Genomic DNA, 18,704 nt, shown 5'->3' on the forward strand with positions numbered 1-18,704 from the left:
CCTGCCTGACGTGCGGGTCAGGAGGTCTTGTCAGGCCTTGTCGCCGAGCATCCCCTCGACCTTGGCCCGGATCTCGTCCGTCGCCAGGCCGCGGATCGTCAGCGTCGTACGGCGGCGCAGCACGTCGTCCGCCGTCTCCGCCCACTCGTGGTCGCGGGCGTAGGCCACCTGCGCCCAGATCTCCGGGGCGTCCGGGTGGATCCGCTCGGCCAGCTCCGGCCGCTCGTACGCCATGCGGGCGATGTCGAAGGAGAGCGAACCGTAGTGGGTGGCCAGGTGGCGGGCGGTGTCGGCGGCCATGCGCGGGCCGGGCGTGCCGCCGTCGACCAGCAGTCGGTGCGCGACCGCGTTCGGGTTCGCTATGCCGGGCAGCGGCAGCTTCTTCGGCAGGCTGGAGATCGGCTCCATGTCCTCGCCGAGCGGGCCCCCGGGCAGGGTGGCCAGCTTGTTCATCACCGTACGGCCGATGTGGCGGAACGTCGTCCACTTGCCGCCGGCCACCGACAGCATGCCGCCGCGGCCCTCGGTGACGACGGTCTCGCGCTTGGCCTTGGAGGTGTCGCCGGGACCGCCCGGCAGCACCCGCAGACCCGCGAAGGCGTATGTGATGAGGTCACGGTCGAGCTGCTGGTCGCGGATGGAGAAGGCGGCCTCGTCCAGGATCTGGGCGGTGTCCTTCTCGGTGACCGCGACGTCCGCCGGGTCGCCCTCGTACTCCTCGTCCGTCGTGCCGAGCAGCAGCATGTCCTCCCAGGGGAGGGCGAACGTGATGCGGTACTTGTCGATCGGCGTGGCGAGCGCGGCCTTCCACGGCGACGTCCGCTTCAGGACCAGGTGCGCGCCCTTGGACAGGCGGATGGACGGGGCCGCGTTCGGGTCCTCCATCCGGCGCAGGTGGTCGACCCACGGGCCGGTCGCGTTGAGGACGAGGCGGGCGTCGACGCCGAACTCGGCGCCGTCGACCCGGTCCTGCAGCTCGGCGCCGGTGACCCGGCCCTGTGTGAAGCGCAGTCCGGTGACGGCGGCGTGGTTGAGCACGGTGGCGCCCGCGTCGACGGCCGCGCGGACCGTCATGAGCGCCATGCGCGCGTCGTTCATCTGGTCGTCGCCGTACACGGCCACGGCCTTCAGGTTGTCGGTGCGCAGCTCCGGCACGTCCTGCGCGGCCTTCGAGGGGCTGAGCAGGTGGCCGACGCCGTCACCGAAGGCGGAGAGCGCCGAGTACGCGAAGACGCCCGCGCCGAGCTTCGCCGCGCCGTGCGGCCCGCCCTTGTACACCGGGAGGTAGAAGGTGAGCGGGTTCGCCAGGTGCGGGGCGACCTGCCGGGAGACCGCACGGCGCTCGAAGTGGTTCTCCGCGACCAGCTTCACCGCACCGGTCTGCAGGTAGCGCAGACCGCCGTGGAGGAGCTTGGAGGAGGCGGAGGAGGTGGCGCCGGCGAAGTCGCCGGCGTCCACCAGGGCCACCCGCAGCCCGGACTGGGCGGCGTGCCAGGCGGTGGAGATACCGAGAATGCCGCCGCCGATGACCAGGAGGTCGTAGGTCGCCTTGGACAGCTGCTCCCGGGTCTCGGCGCGGCTCGGCAGGGAACCGGCAGCCGGGTGCGTCCCGAGGGCGGGGACGCTCTGCAGGGTGGTCATGTCGAATTACTCCTCGTCCTCGATCCAGCCCATGGTCCGCTCGACGGCCTTGAGCCAGCTCTTGTACTCGCGTTCGCGGGTCTCCGCGTCCATCCGCGGAGTCCACTCGGCGGCGCGGCGCCAGTTGGCGCGCAGCGCGTCGGTGTCGGGCCAGAAGCCGACGGCCAGGCCGGCGGCGTAGGCCGCGCCGAGGCAGGTCGTCTCGGCGACCATCGGACGCACCACGGGTGCGTCGAGGACGTCCGAGAGTGTCTGCATCAGCAGGTTGTTGGAGGTCATGCCGCCGTCGACCTTCAGTGCGGTCAGTTCGACGCCGGAGTCCTTGGTCATGGCGTCGGTGATCTCGCGGGTCTGCCAGGCGGTGGCCTCGAGCACGGCGCGGGCGATGTGCGCCTTGGTGACATAGCGGGTCAGGCCGGCGATGACGCCGCGGGCGTCGGACCGCCAGTACGGGGCGAACAGGCCGGAGAAGGCCGGCACGAAGTAGGCGCCGCCGTTGTCCTCGACCGAGGACGCCAGGGTCTCGATCTCGGCCGCGGAGTTGATCAGGCCCATCTGGTCGCGCATCCACTGCACCAGCGAGCCGGTGACGGCGATGGAGCCCTCCAGGGCGTACACCGGCGCCTTGTCGCCGATCTTGTAGCCGACGGTGGTGATCAGCCCCGAGTAGGAGTTGATGATCTTTTCGCCGGTGTTCAGCAGCAGGAAGGTGCCGGTGCCGTACGTCGACTTGGCCTCGCCCTCGGAGAAGCAGGTCTGGCCGAACAGGGCCGCCTGCTGGTCGCCGAGCGCGGAGGCGACCGGGACGCCGTCGAGGACGCCGCCCTTGACCGTTCCGTACACCTCGGCGGAGGAGCGGATCTCCGGCAGCACGGCCGCCGGGACCTCCATGGATTCGAGGATCTTCTGGTCCCACTCCATGGTGTGGAGGTTCATCAGCATGGTGCGGGAGGCGTTGGTGACGTCGGTGACGTGGTGGCCGCCGTCGACGCCGCCGGTCAGGTTCCAGATGACCCAGGAGTCCATGGTGCCGAAGAGGATGTCGCCGCGCTCGGCGCGCTCGCGCAGGCCCTCGACGTTGTCGAGCAGCCAGCGGGCCTTCGGTCCCGCGAAGTAGGAGGCGAGGGGCAGGCCGGTCTCGCGGCGGAAGCGGTCCTGGCCGACGTTGCGGCCCAGCTCCTTGCAGAGCGCGTCGGTGCGGGTGTCCTGCCAGACGATGGCGTTGTGGACGGGCTCACCGGTGTTCTTGTCCCACAGGACGGTGGTCTCGCGCTGGTTGGTGATGCCGATGGCCTTGACGTCGGCGGCGGTGATGCCGGCCTTCGCGATGGCGCCGGCGACCACTTCCTGGACGTTGGTCCAGATCTCGGCGGCGTTGTGCTCCACCCAGCCCGGCTTCGGGAAGATCTGCTCGTGCTCCTTCTGGTCGACGGACACGATGCGCCCGTCGCGGTCGAAGACGATGCAGCGGCTGGAGGTGGTGCCCTGGTCGATGGCCGCGATGAACGGGCCGGTGCCGTGGGAGGTCGTGGCGGTCATAGGGGGTGTGCTCCTCGGGTCTGTTGAAGGGTCGGGTCGGCCGGGCTCAGGCGAACGCGAGGTTGTAGATACCCCCGGCGATGGCCGCACCGATCAGCGGGCCGGCGACCGGGATCCAGGCGTAGCCCCAGTCGGAGGTGCCCTTGTGGGGCAGCGGGAGCAGGGCGTGCACGATGCGGGGGCCGAGGTCACGCGCCGGGTTGATGGCGTAACCGGTCGGGCCGCCGAGCGAGAGGCCGATGGACACGACGACGAACGCGACGATCAGACCGCCGAGGACGCCGAGGCCCTTGCCGCTGTCGTTGAGGCCCTGGGTGAGGACGGCCAGGACGAGCACGACCGTGCCGATGATCTCGGTGGCCAGGTTCTGCCAGGTGTTCCGGATCTCGGGGCCGGTGGAGAAGATGCCCAGGACCGGGCCCGGGCCCTCGATGGCACCTTCGACGGGCTTGCGGATGATCTCCGGGTCCCGCAGGTGCGACTGGAACTGTCCGTAGTAGGCGACCCAGACGAGCGCGGCACCGATCATGGCGCCGAGGAGCTGGCCGGCGAAGTAGACGGGGGTGTTGCTCCAGTCCCCGTCCTTGATGGCGATGCCGACCGTGACGGCCGGGTTCAGATGGGCTCCGGAGAGGGAACCTGCCGTGTAGACGGCGGTCATGACCGCGAAGCCCCACCCGAAGGTGATGGCGACCCAGCCGGCGCCGTGCGCCTTGGAGCGCTTGAGCACGACGGCGGCGACGACGCCTCCGCCGAGGAGGATGAGTAGGGCGGTACCGATGATCTCGCCGATGAAGATGTCGGAGCTGGACACCCGCGACTCCTTTGTCCTTCGTCCAGGAAAGACGAACCCCGGGTCCCTCCGGTGGTCCGTGCCCTCGGGATGAGGGCGGTTTCCGGCCTCCTGGCGTTGCCACACTCTAGCGCGTATTTCCGGTAGGTGTTCGACAATGCCGACCGATGGACGGCAGTTTTGCCCCCGTGTGAAGAGGCCGTCAAGAGTTCGAGACCCGTAAACCCGATCGTTACCGACACACTGCGTACACACGCCACCGCCCGGTGAGCCACGACGGCCGTCACCGGGCGGAACACCCCCGCGGACGCCTCGGCGGACGCCCCGCGCACCCCCTCAGAAGCGCCCGGCCCCCAGGTCCCGCGACACCGCCCGCGCCGTCTCCCGCACCGCGGCGACCAGCTCCGACCGCAGCTCGCCCCGGTCGCACACCCGCTCCACCGCGCCCGTGATCGCCACCGCGCCCACCGGCATCCGCCGCCGGTCGTGGATCGGCGCGGCCACCGACGCCACGCCCTCCCACGTCTCCTCCACGTCCGCGGCCCAGCCGCGCGCCCGCGTCAGGTCCAGCAGCTCCTCGAAGTCGTCGAGCGCCGTGACCGTACGGGAGGTGAACGCCTTGCGCTCCACCTCCACCGCCTCGCTGTGCGCCACCGGGTCGTACGCCGAGAGCACCTTGCCCAGCGCCGTCGAGTGCAGCGGCTGCATCGCCCCCACCTCCAGCACCTGCCGGCTGTCGTCCGGCCGGAACACATGGTGGATCACCAGCACCCCGCGCTGGTGCAGCACACCCAGATGGACGCTCTCACCGCTGGACCTCGCCAGGTCGTCCGTCCACACCAGCGCCCGCGCCCGCAGTTCGTGCACGTCCAGATAGCTGTTCCCGAGCCGCAGCAGCTCCGCGCCCAGCTGGTACCGGCCGGAGGCGTCGTCCTGCTCGACGAAGCCCTCCGCCTGGAGCGTCCGCAGTATGCCGTGCGCGGTGCCCTTCGCCAGGCCCAGCGACGAGGCGATGTCGGAGAGACCCAGCCGGCGCTCTCCGCCCGCGAGCAGCCGCAGCATCGCCGCCGCCCGTTCGAGGGACTGGATGTTCTTCGCCATCCCCGGCCTGCTCCTTCACTCCATGGTTCGACAATGCTGAACACTATCGGTCGTTACCGACCTCCGGCCACATCGTGGAACCCTCGCAGTGTTCATGGCCGGTCCTGAATCCCCGCCAAGCATGCCGTCCGCCACGTGGGACAACGTGCCCGCCCCAGGGACCCGGCGGTTACGCTGACGAGGTGCGCCTTCTCCTGAAGGACGCAAAGCCGACAGCCGTCGCACCTCAGGGAGCATCTCCATGGCCTCGTTGCCGACCCCGTCCGCCACGCCCGCCGCAGGGACCGTCCCGCCCGCCGATCCCGCCGCCCGGGCCGCCGCCCTCCGCGAAGCCCTCGCCACCCGCGTGGTGGTGGCCGACGGAGCCATGGGCACGATGCTCCAGGCCCAGGACCCCACCCTCGAGGACTTCCAGAACCTCGAAGGATGCAACGAGGTCCTGAACATCACCCGGCCCGACATCGTCCGCTCCGTCCACGACGCGTACTTCTCCGTCGGCGTCGACTGCGTCGAGACCAACACCTTCGGCGCCAACTTCGCCGCACTCGCCGAGTACGACATCGCCGAGCGCGTCCACGAGCTGTCCGAGGCCGGCGCCCGTATCGCCCGCGAGGCCGCCGACGCCTCCACCGCCTCCACCGGCCAGCAGCGCTGGGTCCTCGGCTCCATGGGCCCCGGCACCAAGCTGCCCACCCTCGGCCACGCCCCGTACACCACCCTCCGCGACGCCTACCAGCAGAACGCCGAGGGCATGATCGCCGGCGGCGCCGACGCCCTCCTCGTCGAGACCACCCAGGACCTCCTCCAGACCAAGGCCGCCGTCCTCGGCGCCCGCCGCGCCCTCGACACCCTCGGCGTGGACCTCCCGCTGATCGTCTCCGTCACCGTCGAGACCACCGGCACCATGCTCCTCGGCTCCGAGATCGGCGCCGCGCTCACCGCGCTGGAACCCCTCGGCATCGACATGATCGGCCTGAACTGCGCCACCGGCCCCGCCGAGATGAGCGAGCACCTGCGCTACCTGGCCCGGCACTCCCGTATCCCGCTGTCCTGCATGCCCAACGCCGGCCTGCCCGTCCTCGGCAAGGACGGCGCCCACTACCCCCTCACCGCGCCCGAGCTCGCCGACGCCCAGGAGACCTTCGTCCGCGAGTACGGCCTGTCCCTCGTCGGCGGCTGCTGCGGTACGACCCCCGAGCACCTGCGCCAGGTCGTGGAACGCGTCCGCGACCTCACCCCCGCCCCCCGCGACCCCCGCCCCGAGCCCGGCGCCGCCTCCCTGTACCAGACGGTGCCGTTCCGCCAGGACACCTCGTACCTCGCCATCGGTGAGCGCACCAACGCCAACGGCTCCAAGAAGTTCCGCGAGGCCATGCTCGAAGGCCGCTGGGACGACTGCGTGGAGATGGCCCGCGACCAGATCCGCGAAGGCGCCCACATGCTCGACCTGTGCGTCGACTACGTCGGCCGCGACGGCGTCGCGGACATGGAGGAGCTCGCCGGACGGTTCGCCACCGCCTCCACCCTCCCCATCGTCCTCGACTCCACCGAGGTCGACGTCATCCGCGCCGGCCTGGAGAAGCTCGGCGGCCGCGCCGTCATCAACTCCGTCAACTACGAGGACGGCGACGGACCCGAGTCCCGCTTCGCGAAGGTCACCCGGCTGGCCCAGGAGCACGGCGCCGCGCTCATCGCGCTCACCATCGACGAGGAGGGCCAGGCCCGCACCGTCGAGAAGAAGGTGGAGATCGCGGAGCGGCTCATCGACGACCTGACCGGCAACTGGGGCATCCACGAGGAGGACATCCTCATCGACTGCCTCACCTTCACCATCTGCACCGGCCAGGAGGAGTCCCGCAAGGACGGCATCGCCACCATCGAGGCCATCCGCGAACTCAAGCGCCGCCACCCGCGCGTGCAGACCACCCTCGGCCTGTCCAACATCTCCTTCGGCCTCAACCCGGCCGCCCGCATCCTCCTCAACTCCGTGTTCCTCGACGAATGCGTCAAGGCCGGCCTCGACTCGGCGATCGTGCACGCCTCCAAGATCCTGCCGATCGCCCGCTTCGACGAGGAGCAGGTCACCACCGCCCTCGACCTCGTCTACGACCGCCGCGCCGAGGGCTACGACCCGCTCCAGAAGCTCATGGCGCTGTTCGAGGGCGCCACCGCCAAGTCCCTCAAGGCCGGCAAGGCCGAGGAACTCGCCGCGCTCCCCCTGGAGGAGCGGCTCAAGCGGCGCATCATCGATGGCGAGCGCAACGGCCTTGAAGCCGACCTCGACGAGGCCCTGACGACCCGTAAGGCCCTGGACATCGTCAACGACACCCTGCTGGACGGCATGAAGGTCGTCGGCGAGCTGTTCGGCTCCGGTCAGATGCAGCTCCCGTTCGTCCTGCAGTCCGCCGAGGTCATGAAGACGGCCGTCGCCCACCTCGAACCGCACATGGAGAAGTCCGACGCCGAGGGCAAGGGCACCATCGTCCTCGCCACCGTGCGCGGCGACGTCCACGACATCGGCAAGAACCTCGTCGACATCATCCTGTCCAACAACGGCTACAACGTCGTCAACCTGGGCATCAAGCAGCCCGTCTCCGCGATCCTCGACGCGGCGGAGGAGCACGGGGCCGACGTCATCGGCATGTCCGGACTCCTCGTCAAGTCCACCGTGATCATGAAGGAGAACCTGGAGGAGCTCAACCAGCGCGAGCTCGCCGCCAAGTACCCCGTCATCCTCGGCGGCGCCGCCCTCACCCGCGCCTACGTCGAACAGGACCTGCACGAGATCTACCAGGGCGAGGTCCGCTACGCCCGCGACGCCTTCGAGGGCCTGCGCCTCATGGACGCCCTCATCGCCGTCAAGCGCGGCGTACCCGGCGCGACCCTGCCCGAGCTCAAGCAGCGCCGGGTACGCGCCACCGGCACCGCCGTCGTCGAGGAGCGCGAGCCCGAGAGCGGCGTCCGCTCCGACGTCGCCACCGACAACCCCGTACCCGAGCCGCCCTTCTGGGGCACCCGCGTCGTCAAGGGCATCCAGCTCAAGGAGTACGCCTCCTGGCTCGACGAAGGCGCCCTGTTCAAGGGCCAGTGGGGTCTCAAGCAGGCCCGCACGGGCGAGGGACCGACGTACGAGGAGCTCGTCGAGACCGAGGGCCGGCCCCGGCTGCGCGGCTGGCTGGAGCAGCTCCACACCCAGAACCTGCTCGAAGCGGCCGTCGTCTACGGCTACTTTCCCTGTGTGTCCAAGGGCGACGACCTGATCCTCCTCGACGAGCGCGGCAACGAACGCACCCGCTTCACCTTCCCGCGCCAGCGCCGCGGCCGCCGCCTGTGCCTGGCCGACTTCTTCCGCCCGGAGGAGTCCGGCGAGACGGACGTGGTCGGCCTGCAGGTGGTGACGGTCGGCTCCAGGATCGGCGAAGCGACGGCGGAACTCTTCGCGTCCAACTCCTACCGCGACTACCTGGAGCTCCACGGCCTGTCCGTCCAGCTGGCCGAGGCACTCGCCGAGTACTGGCACGCCCGCGTCCGCGCCGAACTCGGCTTCGCGGCCGAGGACCCGGACGCCGTCGAGGACATGTTCGCCCTCAAGTACCGGGGCGCCCGCTTCTCGCTCGGCTACGGGGCCTGCCCGGACCTGGAGGACCGCGCCAAGATCGCCGACCTCCTGGAGCCCGAGCGCATCGGCGTCCACCTCTCGGAGGAGTTCCAGCTCCACCCCGAACAGTCCACGGACGCCATCGTCCTCCACCACCCCGAAGCCAAGTACTTCAACGCCCGCTGACCCCACCCACCGCCCGCCCCGTCAAGCCGTTGTGGGCAGGCGTTCCTCCCCCAAGGACTTCGTCCAGGGGGACCCCCAGGGCGATGGGGGTCCCCCTGCTCGAGCGGAGCCGAGAGCTTGGGGGAGGGTGGGCACAACTCCCCCGGGGCGCTGCGCGTAACCGGACGGCCCGCCCCCGGGGGGCGTACACCACCGTCCCCCCGGGGCACAACGCGCTACGTACCGGTAGCACGCCACGCCGTAGGCAACAGGCGCGCGCCCCGGCGCACAGCGACGTACACTGGTCGGTCCAGTGCAGGCCGGTCGCACCCCGCCCCACGGGGGAGCTCGAACGAGCTCCCGCCGCGGCGCCCGCGACCGGCCTTCTCGTCCCCATGGAGGTGTGCCGGATGACCAGCAGCGTCCCCGCGTCCCTGACCCGTACCGCCGACGGCTCGGCCCTGCAGGCCGTGTTCCTCGACATGGACGGCACCCTCGTCGACACCGAGGGCTTCTGGTGGGACGTGGAGGTCGAGGTCTTCGCCGCACTCGGCCACGCCCTGGACGTGTCCTGGCGCGACATCGTCGTCGGCGGCCCCATGACCCGCAGCGCCGGCTACCTCATCGAGGCCACCGGCGCCGACATCACCCTCCCCGAGCTCACCACCCTCCTCAACGACCGCTTCGAGGAGCGCATCGACAACGGCGTGCCCCTCATGCCCGGCGCCCGACGCCTCCTCACCGAGCTGTCCGCGCACGGCATCCCCACCGCCCTGGTCTCCGCGTCCCACCGCCGCATCATCGACCGCGTCCTGTACTCCCTCGGCCCCGACCACTTCACGCTCACCGTCGCCGGCGACGAGGTGCCCCGTACGAAGCCGCACCCCGACCCGTACCTCCACGCCGCCCGCGGAGTCCGCGCCGACCCCGCCAGATGCGCCGTCATCGAGGACACCGCCACCGGCGTCGCCGCCGCCGAGGCCGCGGGCTGCCGCGTCGTCGCCGTCCCCTCCGTCGCGCCGATCGCCCCCGCCGACGGACGGGTCGTCGTCGGATCACTCGAAGAAGTCGATCTCGGCTTTCTGCGATCTCTGATCACAGGAATGGACTGACCGCACACCGAGCGTGTCACGTTGAATACTGGAAAAACTCAGGGCTGCCAGGCGTGCATTTTGCGTGACATCACGGAAAAGCCCGCAACGTGACCTTGCTCACTCAGCGTGGCGCCGACCGGGCGCCCCTCCACCCCCACATGCCCGGATCGGGCGGCTTCGACCACACCCATGTGTCCGGATTCATGGAGTCGTGTACGAAACATTCCGGGCTCTCGGAGTCACCCGCCCACGCCACATGATCACTTTCTGATGACATCTCAACTGGTGCCCGGTCCGGGATCGGTGGCGCTGCCACTAATCTTTTCGCCGAGCACTTCGCCGCACCATTCCCCGTGCCCCGACCGCCACAAAGCGCCGGGAACACGGGGTCGATCGTGTCCGGGACCCGGACCGGTCGCCCGCCCCACAACGGCACCCGCGGCGAAGTCTCCGCACAGCGCCTCACCCCCGTGCCGGACCAGGAGTACGTCCCCCATGAACCGCAAGACCTTGGTGCTGCCGGCCCTCATCGGCCTGCTGGCCCCCCTCCTCACCGCCTGCGGCAGTGAGCCGGGCGGCGCCGCCAGAGGCAACGCCATCGTCGTCGGCACCACCGACCAGTTCACCGCCACCGAGGACGCACCCGCCCCCTTCGACCCGGCCCACGCCTACGACACCGGCATCTGGAACGTACTCCGCCAGACCGTCCAGACCCTCATGCGCACCCCCCGCGGCGGCGGCCTCCCCGTCCCCGACGCGGCGTCCGAGTGCCGGTTCACCGACCTCGCCAGCCAGAGCTACCGCTGCCTCCTCCGCGAAGACCTCACCTTCGCCGACGGCAAGCCCGTCACCGCCCAGGACGTGAAGTTCTCCATCGAACGCGTCCTCGCCATCAAGTCCGACAACGGAGCCGCGGGCCTGCTCGCCAACATCGACACCGTCGAGACCAAGGGCTACCGCGAGGTCGTCTTCCACCTCAGGACATCCGACGCCACCTTCCCGTACAAGCTGTCGACGCCCGTCGCCGGGATCGTCAGCAGCGACAGGTACGAGCCCGCCAAGCTCCGCGAAGGCTTCCAGGTCGACGGCTCCGGCCCGTACACCATGCGCCCCGAGGTCCGCGACGGCCACGTCACCAGCGTCGTCTTCACCAAGAACCCCCACTACAAGGGCGACGTCAAACTCCGCAACGACCAGGTCGTCCTCCGCTCCTTCACGGACGCCCACACCATGGCCGAAGCCCTCGACGCCGGCGACATCGACATGATGACCCGCACCATGGAACCCGGCCAGATCGAGGAACTCGACGACAAGCCGAAGGAAGGCATCAAGCTCACCGAGGTCCCCGGCCTCGAGATCCGCTACCTCGCCTTCAACACCAAGGCCCCGTCCGTCGAGAACAAGGCCGTCCGCCAGGCCATGGCCGCCCTCGTCGACCGCGAGCAGCTCACCGCGAAGGTGTACGGCCCGACCGCCAAGCCCCTCTACTCGCTGATCCCGTCGACGATCGCCGCGCACCGCAACTCGTTCTTCAACACATACGGCGAGCCCAGCCGCGACAAGGCCGCCGGCATCCTCCGCGACGCCGACGTCACCACCCCCGTCAAGCTGACCCTGCACTACACCACCGACCACTACGGCTCCGCCACCGCCGACGAGTTCGCCGCCCTGCGCGACCAGCTCAACGCGAGCAAGCTCTTCGACGTGACCCTCCAGGGCACCGAGTGGTCCACCTACCGCCCCGCCCAGAAGCGCGGCGACTACGCGGTCTACGGACTCGGCTGGTTCCCCGACTTCCCCGACCCCGACAACTACACCGCGCCGTTCCTCGACACCGACAACTTCCTCAACACGCCCTACGTGAGCGACGAGATCCGCGACCGGCTCATCCCGGAGTCCCGCCGCCAGGCCGACCGCACCGCCGCCACCCCCGCGTTCCAGCGGATCCAGGACATCGTCGCCGACGACGTCCCGGTGCTCCCGCTCTGGCAGGGCAAGCAGTACGTCGCCTCCCGCGACACCCTGACCGGCGTCGAATGGGCGCTCAACACCTCCTCGGACCTCCAGCTCTGGGAGCTCGGCCGAGGCACCGCCTGACCCCTGCTGTACCGGCCGTGCATGGGCCCGGTCGACGAAGAGATCCAGAGGCAAGGTTCCAGTGAAGGCACACAACAAGTGGCTGACGGCCCCGCTCGCAGCGGGGCTGGCGGCCGCCACGCTCAGCGGCTGCGGCACCGACAAGGACGCCGGCACCGGCGGCGCCGGCACGGTCGTCGTCGGCATCTCCGACAAGGTCATGGCGACCGACCCGGCCGCCGGCTACGACCCCGGCTCCTGGCTGCTGTTCAACAACGTCTTCCAGTCCCTGCTGAGCTTCCCCAAGGGCGCCACCACGCCCCAGCCGGAAGCCGCCGACAAGTGCGAGTTCGACAAGGGCGCCAGCACCGTCTACACGTGCACCCTGCGCGACGGCCTGAAGTTCAGCAACGGCAACCCGCTGACCTCCGAGGACGTCAAGTTCTCCTTCGAACGCGCCCTCAAGATCGACGACCCGGACGGCCCCGGGCCGCTGCTGTCCACCATCGACACGATCGAGACGCCCGACGAGCGGACCGTCGTGTTCAAGCTCAAGGTGCCCGACGCGACCTTCCCCAGCAAGATCGCCTCCGGTGCCGGCTCCATCGTCGACCACCGCGCCTACCCCGGCGACGCCCTCCGCGGCGACCACAAGGCCGTCGGCTCCGGCCCGTACAAGCTGGAATCCTTCAGCGACACGGAAGCCGTCTTCTCCGTCAACGCCGACTACAAGGGCACCGCCAAGGTCCGCAACACCGGCATCAAGCTGAAGTTCTACCAGGGCGACCGCAAGGCCCTCGCCGAAGGCCTCAAGAACGGCGACGTCGACGTCGCCTACCGAGGCCTCGCCGCAGCCGACATCAAGGAGCTCAACGGCTCCCCGACGGCCGGCCAGAAGGGCATCGAGGTCATCGAGGGCTCCAGCGCCGAAGTACAGCACCTCGTCTTCAACATGAAGGACCCCGTCGCCGGCAAGCTCGGCGTACGCCAGGCCATCGCCCACCTCGTGGACCGCGACGCCCTCGTCCAGGACGTCTACCAGTCCACGGCCACCCCCCTGTACTCGATCGTCCCCGCCGGCATCCTCGGCCACAACACCGCCTTCTTCGACCGCTACGGCGACCGCCCCCAGCCCGACAAGGCCAAGAAGGCCCTGCGCGACGCCGGCTTCGACGACAAGGTCAAGCTCACCCTGTGGTCCACGCCCAGCCGCTTCGGCCCCGGCACCGACCAGCAGCTCCACGCCATCGCCAAGCAGCTCAACAACAGCGGCCTGTTCGACGCCGACGTCCAGTCCGTCGAGTACGACCAGTACGAGAAGGACATCGAAGCCGGCAAGTACGGCGTCTACGTCAAGGGCTGGGTCCCCGACTACCCCGACCCGGACAACTTCACCCAGCCGTTCTTCGGCGAGGGCAACGTCCTCGGCAACCACTACGAGAACAAGAAGATCACCAACAAGATCATCCCGGACACGGCGGCCGCCGCCGACCGGACCTCGGCCCAGGACGAGTTCGCCAAACTCCAGAACCTCGTCGCCGAGGACCTCCCCATCCTCCCGCTCTGGCAGGCCAAGCAGTACGCCGTCGCCTACAACACCGTCAGCGGCCTGGAGTGGACCCTCGACGCGTCCACCGTCTTCCGCTTCTGGGAGATCAAGAAGGGCTGACCGACCCGGGCGGAACCCCACCCGACACCGGTGCCCCCGTGGACACTCCACGGGGGCACCGGCACATCCGCACCCGTCCGCTACTGCGCGCCCGGACGCACCAGACCGCTCTCGTACGCGTACACGGCCGCCTGCACCCGGTCCCGCAGCCCCAGCTTCGTCAGCACATGACCCACATGCGTCTTCACCGTCGTCTCCGACACGAACAGATCCGCCGCGATCTCCGCGTTCGACAACCCCCGCGCCACCAGCTTCAGCACCTCGACCTCACGCTCCGTCAGCGTGTTCAACGCGTCCGGCACCGGCTCCTCACCCGACGGCAGATGCCCCGCGTACTTGTCGAGCAGCCGCCGCGTGATACTCGGCGCCAGCATCGCCTCACCCGCCGCCACCACCCGGATCGCCTGCACCAGCTCGTTCGCCGGAGCGTCCTTCAGCAGAAACCCGCTCGCCCCCGCCCGCAACGCCTCCACCACATACTCGTCCAGATCGAACGTCGTCAGCACCAGCACCTTCGCCGGCCCGTCCCGCCCAGGACCCGTGATCTGCCGCGTCGCCTCCACACCGTCCATCCGGGGCATCCGGATGTCCATCAGCACCACATCCGGCTGCAACGCCCGCACCTGATCGAGCGCCTGAAGGCCGTCCCCGGCCTCACCCACCACCGCGATGTCCTGCTCCGCCTCCAGAATCATCCGGAAACCGGTACGCAGCAGCGGCTGGTCGTCGACCAGTAGGACGCGGATAGCCACGGAAACTCCTTAAGGGATCGCCTGACCCGCCTCATTCTGCCCCGACCCGCCCCCGCGCACCGACAACGGGTACACCGGGGGAGTCCCCCCGAACTCCGGACAGAACGCCTGGTGATCGCACCACCCGCACAGCTTCGTCGGCCGCGGCCGCCAGTCACCCGTCTCCGTCGCCCGCCGAATCGCGTCCCACAGCGCCAGCAGCTTCCGCTCCACCCGCCGAAGATCCGCCTCCACCGGGTCGTACGTCACCACATCACCGCTCCCCAGATACACCAGCTGCAACCGCCGCGGCAGCACCCCCTTCCACCGCCGCACCACCAACGCGTAGAACACCATCTGGAACAGCGCACCCTCGCTGTACTCCGCCCGCGGCGCCTTCCCCGTCTTGTAGTCGACGATCCGCACCTCACCCGTCGGCGCCACATCCACCCGGTCGATCACCCCCCGCAACCGCAGCCCCGACTCCAGCTCCGTCTCCACGAACAGCTCACGCTCCACCGGCTCCAGCCGCGTCGGATCCTCCAGCGTGAACCACCGCTCCACCAGCTGCTCCGCCTCCCGCAGCCACTGCGCCAGACGCTCCCCCTCCGGATCGTCCTCGAACAGCGCCCCCAGCTCCGGCCGCGACTCCAGCAGCCGGTCCCACTGCCGCGGAATCAGCGCCCGCGCCTGCGGAGCCGTCCGCTCCGCGGCCGGCACATCGAAGAGCCGCTCCAGCACCGCATGCACCAGCGTCCCCCGCGTCGCCGCCGCACTCGGCTTCTCCGGCAGCTTGTCGATCACCCGGAACCGGTACAGCAAAGGACACTGCATGAAGTCGCTCGCCCGGGACGGCGACAGCGACGACGGGGGCCGCGGGCTCGTAGTCATGGCTCAGACCCTACGACCCGCCACCGACAGCAAGCCGCATACCATCGACCACAGACCCTCACACACTGCATGATCGACCAGGAAACCCCCCTCACCCTCCACATCGAAGGGCCCCCGTGAACCAGGACGACAGCGCAAAGCAGCGGCGCACCCGAGAACCCGGCGGTGGCATCCTCATGGGACGCGCCTTCGGCGTGCCCGTCTACGTCGCCCCCAGCTGGTTCCTCGTCGCCGCGCTCATCACCTGGGTCTTCGGCGGCCAGCTCGACCGGGTCCTCCCCGAACTCGGCAACGCGCGCTACCTCGTCTCCCTCTTCTTCGCCGTCGCCTTCTACGCCTCCGTCCTGGTCCACGAACTCGCCCACACCGTCGCCGCACTCCGCTTCAAACTCCCCGTCCGCCGCATCCAGCTCCAGTTCTTCGGCGGCGTCTCCGAAATCGAGAAGGAGACCGAGACCCCCGGCCGCGAATTCGTCCTCGCCTTCGTCGGCCCCCTCCTCTCCCTCGCCCTCGCCGGCCTCTTCTACGCCGGGATGAAAGCCGTCGAACCCGGCACCGTCCCCGGCGTCCTCCTCGCCGGCCTGATGATCTCCAACCTCATCGTCGCCGCCTTCAACCTCCTCCCCGGCCTCCCCCTCGACGGCGGCCGCATGCTCCGCGCCGTCGTCTGGAAGATCACCGGCAAGCCCATGAGCGGCACCGTCGCCGCCGCCTGGGTCGGCCGCGCCCTCGCCGTCACCGTCCTCATCGGCCTCCCCCTCCTCACCCACACCGGAGCCCTCGGCAACACCACCGACGGCCTCAGTGGCATGGACACCGTCATGGACGCGCTCCTCGCCGCCATCCTCGCCGCCATCATCTGGACCGGCGCCGGCAACAGCCTCCGCATGGCCCGCCTCCGCGAACACCTCCCCGAACTCCGCGCCCGCGCCCTCACCCGCCGCGCCGTCCCCGTCACCTCCGACACCCCCCTCTCCGAGGCCCTCCGCCGCGCCAACGAAGCCGGAGCCCGCGCCCTCGTCGTCGTCGACGGCCACGGCGAACCCACCGCCCTCGTCCGCGAGACCGCCATCGTCGGCATCCCCCAGCACCGCCGCCCCTGGGTCGCCGTCAGCGGCCTCGCCCAGGACCTCACCGACGGCATGAGAGTCCCCGCAGAACTCGCCGGCGAAGCCCTCCTCGACCGACTCCGCGAAACCCCCGCCACCGAATACCTCGTCATCGAGGAGACCGGCGAGATCTACGGAGTCCTCTCCACCGCCGACGTGGAACGCGCCTTCGTCCAGGCCATGGCCCGCCCCAGCTGACCACCCCCGCCGCACCACGTCACAGGCCCCCACCGAAGCCCGGTACCCTGGTCACATGTCCGAACCGACCGGTGCCGCCCGCCGACGCGGGCCCTTCAAGGTCGGGGACCAGGTCCAGCTCACCGACCCCAAGGGACGCCACTACACGTTCACGCTCGAAGCCGGGAAGAACTTCCACACCCACAAGGGTTCCTTCCCCCACGACGAGCTGATCGGCGCCCCCGAGGGCAGTGTTGTCCGAACCACGGGAAACGTCGCCTACCTCGCGCTGCGCCCCCTGCTCCCCGACTACGTCCTGTCCATGCCCCGCGGGGCCGCAGTCGTCTACCCGAAGGACGCGGGGCAGATCCTCGCCTTCGCCGACATCTTCCCCGGCGCCCGCGTCGTCGAAGCCGGCGTCGGCTCAGGCTCCCTCAGCAGCTTCCTGCTCCGCGCCATCGGCGACAGCGGCATGCTCCACTCCTACGAGCGCCGCGAAGACTTCGCCGACATCGCCAAGGCCAACGTGGAACGCTACTTCGGCGGCCCCCACCCCGCCTGGCAGCTCACCGTCGGCGACCTCCAGGACAACCTCACCGACACCGACGTCGACCGCGTCATCCTGGACATGCTCGCCCCCTGGGAATGCCTCGAAGCGGTCTCCAAGGCCCTCGTACCCGGCGGCATCCTCTGCTGCTACGTCGCGACCACCACCCAGCTGGCCCGCACCGTGGAATCCATCCGCGAGATCGGCTGCTACGCCGAACCCCAGCCCTGGGAATCCATGATCCGCAACTGGCACGTCGAAGGCCTCGCCGTCCGCCCCGACCACCGCATGATCGGGCACACCGGCTTCCTCGTCACCGCCCGCCGCCTCGCCGACGGCGTCGAACCCCCCATGCGCCGCCGCCGCCCCGCCAAGGGCGCCTACGGCGAGGACTACGTCGGGTGGGGCGGAGGGAAAGAAGGAGCCCCCAACAAGGCCTGACACACCCGGCAACGCCACCACGCCGCCGCCGAGTTCCCGTACCCACACGGAAACTCGGCGGCGGCGCCGTCATGTTCACCCCGCACCCCGCCGACACCCCCACCGTTCCCCCCTGCTGTGACATATGGCACGATGCTGGCCACCTCCCCCGCACAGCCCACAGGAGACACCCCGCGTGCAGACCTCCGCCGTCCCGGACCTCGCGCACACCCCCGGCCTCGCGCACGGCCCCGACCTCGCGCACACCCACACCGGGCCCCTGCACTGGCTGGCCACCGCCACCGCCATGGCCGCCGTCATCGCCGTCACCGGACTCCTCCAGCCGGATCCCGCCACCGCGACCCTTCCCGCCCACACCCACACGGCAGCCGCCCCCGGCACCACGCCGACCCCCGCGGCCGCACCCGACGCCGACGCCGTCACCTATCCGCTGACCTGCGCCGGAGCACCCACCGTCATCGCCCACACCGCCACCGGCGATCTCGACGGAGACGGCACACCCGAAACCATCGCCGCGGCTCACTGCCAGGCAGGCTCAGGCACCCCGCCCCACGGCCTCTACGTCCTCACCCACAGCCGCGACACCCACACCCCCCGCATCGTCGCCACCCTCGTCGACCCCGCCGAAGGCGTCAGCACCGCACAGCTCGCCGTCCGTGACGGCACCATCACCGCCACCCTCCTCGGCTACAGCACCCCCGACGTCCCCCGCTGCTGCCCCGACCGGCGCGACACCGTCAACTGGCGATGGACCGGCGGCACATTCCTCCGCACCGCCGGAGCAGCCGGTTAGGCCGTTTCCTTCGGATCATCTGATCGTTGGTTGATGCGTGTCGTTGACTGACGCCCAGTGGGCACGCATCGAGCCGTTGCTGCCGGACCGGACACCGAAGCGGGGTGGCCGGTGGCGGGACCACCGGCAGGTGATCGACGCGATCGCCTTCAAGTACCGCACCGGCACTCCGTGGATGGAGCTGCCCGAGCACTTCGGCTCATGGAAAGGCGCCCACAACCGGCTGCGGAAATGGGCCGCCGACGGCACCTGGGAGAAGGTCTTCACCGCCCTGCTCGCCCAGGCCGACGCCGAAGGCGACCTCGACTGGGTCGTCGCGGTCGACTCCACGATCGTCCG

At 70.1% G+C, this 18,704-nt stretch carries 14 protein-coding genes; 8 read left to right on the forward strand and 6 right to left on the reverse strand.

What is annotated here, in order from left to right; translation table 11 throughout:
• Positions 1-30: 30 nt before the first annotated feature.
• The 4 genes from HTZ82_RS24450 to HTZ82_RS24465 all read right to left on the reverse strand — a co-directional run bounded on the left by HTZ82_RS24450 (position 31) and on the right by HTZ82_RS24465 (position 5,074).
• Positions 31-1,641, reverse strand: coding sequence for a glycerol-3-phosphate dehydrogenase/oxidase (locus tag HTZ82_RS24450; RefSeq protein ID WP_175411581.1), 1,611 nt, complete (start codon positions 1,639-1,641; stop codon positions 31-33).
• A 6-nt stretch (positions 1,642-1,647) separates the two neighbouring features.
• The gene (gene glpK, locus HTZ82_RS24455; protein ID WP_175411582.1) at positions 1,648-3,180 is read right to left on the reverse strand and encodes a glycerol kinase GlpK; all 1,533 of its coding nucleotides are present in this window, start codon (positions 3,178-3,180) and stop codon (positions 1,648-1,650) included.
• Positions 3,181-3,226: 46 nt separating this feature from the next.
• Positions 3,227-3,994: an MIP/aquaporin family protein gene (locus tag HTZ82_RS24460; protein WP_175411583.1), complete on the reverse strand. Its 768-nt coding sequence runs from the start codon at positions 3,992-3,994 to the stop codon at positions 3,227-3,229.
• Positions 3,995-4,309: 315 nt separating this feature from the next.
• Positions 4,310-5,074, reverse strand: a complete 765-nt coding sequence (locus tag HTZ82_RS24465; protein WP_175411584.1) for an IclR family transcriptional regulator — start codon at positions 5,072-5,074, stop codon at positions 4,310-4,312.
• Positions 5,075-5,315: 241 nt separating this feature from the next.
• Here HTZ82_RS24465 and metH point away from each other — a divergent pair, with 241 nt between their 5' ends.
• The 4 genes from metH (at position 5,316) to HTZ82_RS24485 (ending at position 13,676) form a co-directional block, all read left to right on the forward strand.
• Positions 5,316-8,858 carry a methionine synthase gene (gene metH, locus HTZ82_RS24470; protein ID WP_175411585.1) on the forward strand — a complete coding sequence of 1,181 codons (3,543 nt, stop codon included), beginning with the start codon at positions 5,316-5,318 and terminating at the stop codon, positions 8,856-8,858.
• A gap of 389 nt (positions 8,859-9,247) precedes the next feature.
• Positions 9,248-9,949 carry an HAD family phosphatase gene (locus HTZ82_RS24475; RefSeq protein ID WP_175411586.1) on the forward strand — a complete coding sequence of 234 codons (702 nt, stop codon included), beginning with the start codon at positions 9,248-9,250 and terminating at the stop codon, positions 9,947-9,949.
• Positions 9,950-10,426: 477 nt separating this feature from the next.
• Positions 10,427-12,028 (forward strand): ABC transporter substrate-binding protein, encoded by a 1,602-nt coding sequence (locus HTZ82_RS24480; RefSeq protein WP_175411587.1) that lies wholly within the window; start codon positions 10,427-10,429, stop codon positions 12,026-12,028.
• A gap of 61 nt (positions 12,029-12,089) precedes the next feature.
• On the forward strand, positions 12,090-13,676 hold the full coding sequence (locus HTZ82_RS24485) for an ABC transporter substrate-binding protein (RefSeq protein ID WP_175411588.1): 1,587 nt from the start codon (positions 12,090-12,092) through the stop codon (positions 13,674-13,676).
• Positions 13,677-13,756: 80 nt separating this feature from the next.
• Here HTZ82_RS24485 and HTZ82_RS24490 read toward each other — a convergent pair whose 3' ends face one another.
• Together HTZ82_RS24490 and HTZ82_RS24495 are read right to left on the reverse strand one after the other, a co-directional pair.
• Entirely contained in the window at positions 13,757-14,428 is a 672-nt protein-coding gene (locus HTZ82_RS24490) for a response regulator transcription factor (RefSeq protein WP_175411589.1), read from the reverse strand.
• A 9-nt stretch (positions 14,429-14,437) separates the two neighbouring features.
• Positions 14,438-15,298: a RecB family exonuclease gene (locus tag HTZ82_RS24495; RefSeq protein ID WP_175411590.1), complete on the reverse strand. Its 861-nt coding sequence runs from the start codon at positions 15,296-15,298 to the stop codon at positions 14,438-14,440.
• Positions 15,299-15,414: 116 nt separating this feature from the next.
• Between HTZ82_RS24495 and HTZ82_RS24500 the strand changes: the two genes are divergently transcribed.
• From HTZ82_RS24500 to HTZ82_RS24515, 4 genes are all read left to right on the forward strand, one after another.
• Positions 15,415-16,605, forward strand: a complete 1,191-nt coding sequence (locus HTZ82_RS24500; RefSeq protein ID WP_309235666.1) for a site-2 protease family protein — start codon at positions 15,415-15,417, stop codon at positions 16,603-16,605.
• 55 nt (positions 16,606-16,660) lie between these two features.
• Positions 16,661-17,572, forward strand: coding sequence for a tRNA (adenine-N1)-methyltransferase (locus HTZ82_RS24505; RefSeq protein ID WP_175411591.1), 912 nt, complete (start codon positions 16,661-16,663; stop codon positions 17,570-17,572).
• 175 nt (positions 17,573-17,747) lie between these two features.
• Positions 17,748-18,365: a hypothetical protein gene (locus tag HTZ82_RS24510; protein WP_175411592.1), complete on the forward strand. Its 618-nt coding sequence runs from the start codon at positions 17,748-17,750 to the stop codon at positions 18,363-18,365.
• A gap of 37 nt (positions 18,366-18,402) precedes the next feature.
• Positions 18,403-18,704 (forward strand): transposase (locus HTZ82_RS24515; RefSeq protein WP_175410252.1); only part of this gene is annotated, 302 nt, incomplete at its 3' end.

Origin of the sequence: Streptomyces sp. TRM64462 (assembly GCF_013362995.1) — a bacterium.
GTDB lineage: Bacteria > Actinomycetota > Actinomycetes > Streptomycetales > Streptomycetaceae > Streptomyces.

Excerpts from the sequence above, each read along its gene's own strand:
- HTZ82_RS24450 (WP_175411581.1), bottom strand. The coding sequence starts at position 1,641 with ATGACCACCCTGCAGAGCGTCCCCGCCCTCGGGACGCACCCGGCTGCC.
- glpK (WP_175411582.1), bottom strand. The coding sequence starts at position 3,180 with ATGACCGCCACGACCTCCCACGGCACCGGCCCGTTCATCGCGGCCATC.
- HTZ82_RS24505 (WP_175411591.1), top strand. The coding sequence starts at position 16,661 with ATGTCCGAACCGACCGGTGCCGCCCGCCGACGCGGGCCCTTCAAGGTC.
- HTZ82_RS24495 (WP_175411590.1), bottom strand. The coding sequence starts at position 15,298 with ATGACTACGAGCCCGCGGCCCCCGTCGTCGCTGTCGCCGTCCCGGGCG.
- metH (WP_175411585.1), top strand. The coding sequence starts at position 5,316 with ATGGCCTCGTTGCCGACCCCGTCCGCCACGCCCGCCGCAGGGACCGTC.
- HTZ82_RS24465 (WP_175411584.1), bottom strand. The coding sequence starts at position 5,074 with ATGGCGAAGAACATCCAGTCCCTCGAACGGGCGGCGGCGATGCTGCGG.
- HTZ82_RS24475 (WP_175411586.1), top strand. The coding sequence starts at position 9,248 with ATGACCAGCAGCGTCCCCGCGTCCCTGACCCGTACCGCCGACGGCTCG.
- HTZ82_RS24480 (WP_175411587.1), top strand. The coding sequence starts at position 10,427 with ATGAACCGCAAGACCTTGGTGCTGCCGGCCCTCATCGGCCTGCTGGCC.